The organism is Novipirellula sp. (assembly GCF_041583735.1).
Classification (GTDB): Bacteria; Planctomycetota; Planctomycetia; order Pirellulales; family Pirellulaceae; genus Novipirellula.
The window spans coordinates 1-6,051 of the sequence record NZ_JBFHFD010000534.1; the positions used below are offsets into that span (position 1 = coordinate 1).

The window sequence follows — 6,051 nt, forward strand, 5'->3', positions numbered from 1 at the left end:
ACCACGACCCAACCGGCTTTTCGCCGAGCCGCTGGATCGCGTCGGCTCGCTGGATCACGATCGGCTGGTCATTACCACCGAAGACGGCGTTTGAATTGAGAATCCAGTCGGTCGACCCTGCTGGAGCGGTCGCTTGCGAACAAGAGATGTCCAAGCTGCTGAAGGCGATCCCACCTGGCTTGCCACGCCCTACGCTAAGTGTCGATGGGGCGAGCGTGGTCATCAAAGCCGACCCCGAGAAGCTGCAGGCATTTTTGGCACCGATGGTCAAGCAGGCCCAGCAAGATGCCCACCGCCAGCAGACGATGAACAACTTCAAACGGTTGGCGTTGGCGATGCATAACTTTCACGACAACCACGGTTTCCTGCCTGGCAAGTACACGGTCGATGCCAAGGGTCGGCCGCTGCTCAGTTGGCGTGTAACTCTATTGCCTTATCTGGAACAGGCACCGCTATATGCCAAGTTCAAACTGGATGAACCGTGGGACAGCGAGCACAATCGCCCGCTGGCTGAACAGATGCCGAAGGTGTTCGCTATCGCCGGGGATGATCTGCCAGCAGGCAAGAGCCGTATTCGGCTGCCCGTGATTGCGGGTGGTCTGTGGTCGGGCGAGGGTCCGCCACGCACCCTACGAGACATCACCGACGGCACGAGCGCAACGGTTTGGATCGCAACGGCCCCCAAATCGGCGGCGGTTGCCTGGACGAAACCGGACAACTGGGAACTGGACGAAGCCAGAATGAAAGAACTGTTTTTTGGGGATCAACCCTACGCCGTGTCAGGCTACGCCGACGGCTCGGTGCACGTTCTAACGCCCGCCATCGCCGACAAGACACTTAAAGCCCTGCTGACGATGGCAGGTAGAGAAGTCGTTCAGCAAGACGATGTGAAGTGACATTGGTTTGGCTGAGCGCTCGGATCGACTCTGTATTGCAGCCATGATCATCACGTCATCGACTGGCTTGCCCCGAACACGCTTCGTCGGGCTGAGGCACCGCATCCCGTATTTGCTGGACAGCCAAACTCGGATCCACGTTTAGAAACGTTGCTGCCCGCCCAACGGCAGACAGCACTTCCACCTAACCAGTGCCATTTTCCGAATTAGGTAAAGCGACGGACCTTGACTGTCCCCCATCAGCAAGACAGAACCTGCCTGTCCCCCATCAGAATGTCCTCAAGCGACGATTTGTGTCACATTTTCCCCTCCTGCCGATAGAACGAGCCTATCCACTCCCTAATGGACAGTTAAAATTACACGACGAGCTATGATCATCGGAGTGTAGTGATGTGCGGTGAAGTCCAGCGACACCCGCAAACGAAAACCCTCTGTCCCCTTTTCATCCGCGTAGCGTCACGCGATTGGACATCATTGCTTCTTGCGGAGCGTAGCTTCGTTTTGCCGAATCTTCCTTTCTCTTTTGCCAAGCCGGCCTTGTTGATTGAACGAGGTTACGTGGATCCATTCGGAAAGACGAAGCGACCGGTTCCCATTGTCCTTTCTTTCTTTCTTTTTCGGAGTCTTCCATGTCCGCACAAAAACGTCCAGGTTTTACCCTGGTGGAACTGCTAGTGGTCATCGCGATCATTGGCGTCCTCGTTGGTTTGTTATTGCCCGCGGTTCAAGCGGCCCGCGAGGCAGCTCGCCGGATGAGTTGCAGCAATAATTTCAAACAAATTGGCTTAGGGATCCACAACTACCACTCGGCCTACAATCAGCTGCCCACCCATGGCACCGGAACGAACAATCGTTCCGGCGGAACGCCTGACGCCACCAGCGCAGCTCAGGTACCGACGTCCAATAACCGGTTGGAATTGAGCTGGCTTGTTGGGCTGATGCCGTTCATTGAACAACAAGCGTTGTGGGAACAAATCAGCAATCCGCTGAAGGACCCGATTACCGGGGCAATCTTTCCATCCATGGGGCCAAGTCCTCGGCGATGGGCGGGTGAACAAGCGATCGCCCGCTACGAGCCATGGGCGACTGAAGTTGCGGCGCTGCGATGCCCTAGCGACCCCGGTGTTGGATTACCCGCTGCGGCACGGACCAACTACGTCGCCTGTGTCGGTGACTCGGTGTTCCGGCCCGCTGGACCGCTCAATGATGACGGTTCTTCTAGCTCGGCAACGTTCGAAGAATCACGAGCGGCAAACCGAGGTGTCTTTGTCCCCCGCGCAAAAATGGGCTTCCGTGATATCCTGGACGGCTTGGCCAATACAATCGCCGCAGGCGAATGCAACACCGATCTGGGTGACAACGATGTAACAACGCGTGCAGCGATGACAACGGGAACCAACCCTGGGTTCGCTGGTGGTGCTCAGGCATGCGACGCCCACATCGACCCTCAACGTCCTCAGTTCTGGAGTGCGTCCGCCACATTCTCGCTTCACCAAGGTGGTGGAACGGAATCCGAGCAACGCCGCGGCTACAAGTGGCACATGATGCGAACGATGTGGGGACACATGCATACCATCAGCCCACCGAACAGCCCGTTGTGCATGAACAATAACAATTTCAATACCGGGATCTGCCCGCCCAGCAGTCGCCATCAAGGCGGATGCCATGTGCTGATGGCAGATGGCGCGGTGAAGTTTGTCACCGAATCAATCGAAGCCGGCAATCAGACGAGTGCTAATGTCGGCAACGTGGCTGGATCGTTGGCCCCAGGCTCGCAAAGTCCGTATGGATTGTGGGGTGCTTTGGGAACACGCGCTGCGAAAGAAACCGAATCATCGATTCCATAACGGTCTCGATTGAATCCCCACTTCCATTTTTCCCGTCTCCGTTTTTATCCAATCCAGTCTCCCCCACTTGTAACAGGTCGATCTATTTTGAATACGTTTAAACTTTTTAGTCTCCTGATCGCTGCGACCGCCATGGGATTCACCCTCGGCTGTGGCTCGGACTCTTCGACATCTCAGACACCTCAAGGTGCGTTTGACGAATTTGCCGAAGAGAACCCAGCACCTCCGACGGTCCCCGTTGCGGATGAGTAGTCGCGGGCCACGTTGATGGCATCGCCAGCATTGAGCTTGCCATCAGTTGGGTTGCCATCGTCATTGCTTGTTTCGTGCGTTTGCTTGCCCCGGAGTCATTGCTCCGCAGGCAAGCATGCGGACGTCAAGCGAATGACTTGATCGCCCGAGTCGCGACGCAGTCACATCGATACGATCGCAGAACCCTCGCGATAAATCTGGCGACAAACCATGCTGCAGTGTGAAACGCTCACCTGGTGAAACGCTCACTTGGCTTTCACACTCTCTTACGACCAGCGTTCTCTCAATAAAAGCCCCCCTCTCCATTGAAGGGCCTTCTTGATAAACGGCCTGCATTCATTGCGGCCAATGCCATCCACGTTGGGTAGCATCGCGGGGCCCGCCGGTTGCAGCGAGCGAAGCGTCCGAAATTCACCGGGCGAGGCCCCGCGCCGCTCCGCTAAGAAAACCACCCGTCTAGTACCAAAGTCGATGACATGGGGCTTGCGACGCCCGCTTGCTCGCCCTGGCGATCCCCCCCCTGATTCGAACGACCGTTTGCTCCGACGCGACAGCCCATCAATGGGCCCTGGTTGGCTCGCATCGCCACTGTTAAACTGGACAAAAGTTAGCCGCAGCTAATTGCCAAAGATTACGTCGATCGTTGTAAGTGTGCGGTTGCGTCATACTTGGAGCCTAAACTGCTGTGAAACGCTTCCTCTCTCTCGCCTTACTGCTGTTCGCGGCGACTTTTGGCTGCGATAGCTCGGATGAAACCTCGCTGCCATCCGATGTGAATCGAGCCACAGCGACCGTGGATCCCGATTCACCGATTGCGGTCACGGCAACGGTCGGGATGGTCGCCGACTTGGTCCGCAGCGTCGGGGGCGACCGCGTCAACGTCACGCAAATCTGCGGCTCGGGTGTCGACCCGCACCTGTACAAGGCAACGCGTGACGATGTCGCAGCGATGATGCGAGCCGACGTGATCTTCTATTCGGGGCTGATGCTGGAAGGCAAAATGACCGACACGTTGGTCAAGATGGCCCGCAATAAGCCTGTCGTCGCAGTCACCGAAGCGATCGATCCGACAGCCCTACTGGAGCCCGATGATTTCGCCGGTCACTACGATCCGCACGTCTGGATGGATGTGTCGGCTTGGTCGAAATGTGCTACCGTGATCGCGGACGAATTGGCTGCGATTGACCCTCCCTCGGCCTCGGCATACCAAGAGCGGGCGGCAGCCTTGCAAGAACAACTTGCCGAGCTCCATGCCTACGGCAAACGAGTGATTGCGACGATCCCCAAGGACCGTCGCATTTTGGTGACGTCTCACGATGCATTCAATTATTTTGGCCGAGCCTATGATTTGGAAGTGATCGGAGTGCAAGGGATCTCGACGGAATCCGAAGCGGGGCTGCAACAGATCAATGAACTGGTTGATTTGCTGGTCAACAAAAAAGTGAAATCAGTGTTCGTCGAAAGCAGCGTACCTCGAAAGAGCATCGACTCGTTAGTCGAGGGGGCTCGTTCGCGAGGCCATGAGGTTCGCGTTGGTGACAAAGAATTATTTAGCGACGCAATGGGAGCGTCCGGGACCTATGAGGGAACCTACATCGGAATGCTGGACCACAACATGACCGCAGTGGCTCGCGGCTTGGGTGGCGAGGCCCCCGAGAAAGGGTTTCAAGGTAAACTGAGCCCATGAGCCAAGCTACAGCAACACCGAAACCAGGAATTCCTCAGTCATCGATTGCATTGTCGGTCGATGACTTGACGGTCGCTTATCACCGCAAACCGGTGATTTGGGACGTCGGTTTCGATTTGCCTGCGGGTTCGTTGATCGGCGTGGTCGGCCCTAACGGAGCGGGCAAGAGCACGCTGCTAAAAGCGGTCATGGATTTGGTGCCGGTCGCGTCGGGCCGCGTCAAGGTCTTTGGCGATACCTACCGTCGCAATCGGAACCGCGTTGGCTATGTGCCCCAGCGAGAAAGTGTCGACTGGGACTTCCCGGTCGATGCATTGGACGTGGTCTCGATGGGGCTGTACAGCAAGATAGGATGGTGTTTTCCGGTTCGCAAAAAGCATCGCCAAGCGGCGATGGAAGCGCTTGACCGCGTCGGAATCGCTGACCTCGCGCGTCGTCAAATCAGCCAATTGTCGGGCGGCCAGCAACAGCGAACCTTTCTGGCGCGAGCCCTCGTTCAGGATGCAGATCTGTATCTGATGGACGAACCTTTTGTCGCAGTCGATGCGTCCACAGAAAAGGCCATTGTCGAGATCCTGCGTGAATTAAAAGCTCGAAATAAAACCGCGGTCGTGATTCACCACGACTTGCAAACCGTCCCCGAATATTTTGACTACGTCGTGCTGTTGAACATGCGTGTCGTGGCCCACGGCCCCGTCGAAGAGACCTTTACCCCTGAAAACCTGAACAAGACCTACGGGGGACGATTGACGTTATTGGACGAAGTCAGCGAGGCGATGCGACGCCGGGAGCGATCGCTGTGAATCGGATCGTGTTGTTCTTGCTGCTCGCTTTCATCTCCGCATTTGCGGCACCGACACAAACGTCTGCCCAATCGATCACCGACCGACGTATCGAGTGGCCTAGTGGCGAGCAGTGGCGACGAGTCGTGCTGCTGGAGGACTACAACACTCGCGTCGTGATCTTCGGCGTCGCGGTGCTAGGAGTGGCCTCAGGTTTGGTCGGCAGCTTCACGCTGTTGCGAAAGCGTGCGCTGCTGGGCGATGCCCTCTCGCATGCCAGTTTGCCGGGGATCGCCGTGGCGTTTATCATCGCCAGTGTGATGGGGATGGATGGCAAAACATTGCCAATCTTGCTGTTCGGCGCCACCGTCTCTGGATTGCTTGGTGTCGGATTAGTCGTGGTGATCCAGCGTCAGACACGACTAAAGGAGGACGCAGGATTAGGGATCGCACTGAGTGTCTTTTTCGGCGCCGGGATGGCGTTACTGGGTGTGGTCCAGCAAATGGACAAGGGAAGCGCCGCAGGACTGGAGAGCTTTATCTATGGCAAGACCGCTTCGATGAACGCCTACGACGCGAGACTGATC

6 protein-coding genes are annotated in these 6,051 nt (G+C 56.8%); all 6 read left to right on the plus strand.

Going from position 1 to position 6,051, the window contains the following annotated elements; all coding sequences use genetic code 11:
• The coding region (locus tag ABX962_RS27580) for a DUF1559 domain-containing protein (protein WP_372724253.1) at positions 1 to 896 on the plus strand (896 nt) is incomplete at its 5' end.
• 629 nt (positions 897 to 1,525) lie between these two features.
• Entirely contained in the window at positions 1,526 to 2,743 is a 1,218-nt protein-coding gene (locus ABX962_RS27585; protein ID WP_372724255.1) for a DUF1559 domain-containing protein, read from the plus strand.
• A gap of 87 nt (positions 2,744 to 2,830) precedes the next feature.
• Positions 2,831 to 2,995, plus strand: a complete 165-nt coding sequence (locus tag ABX962_RS27590) for a hypothetical protein (protein WP_372724256.1) — start codon at positions 2,831 to 2,833, stop codon at positions 2,993 to 2,995.
• Between the two features lie 685 nt (positions 2,996 to 3,680).
• Complete coding sequence (locus ABX962_RS27595; protein ID WP_372724258.1) at positions 3,681 to 4,682, plus strand: metal ABC transporter solute-binding protein, Zn/Mn family; 1,002 nt, start codon at positions 3,681 to 3,683, stop codon at positions 4,680 to 4,682.
• Entirely contained in the window at positions 4,679 to 5,485 is an 807-nt protein-coding gene (locus ABX962_RS27600) for a metal ABC transporter ATP-binding protein (protein ID WP_372724260.1), read from the plus strand. The genes ABX962_RS27595 and ABX962_RS27600 overlap by 4 nt, the downstream gene beginning before the upstream one ends.
• A partial coding sequence (locus ABX962_RS27605) for a metal ABC transporter permease (protein WP_372724262.1) occupies positions 5,482 to 6,051 on the plus strand: 570 nt, incomplete at its 3' end. The genes ABX962_RS27600 and ABX962_RS27605, both read left to right, overlap by 4 nt.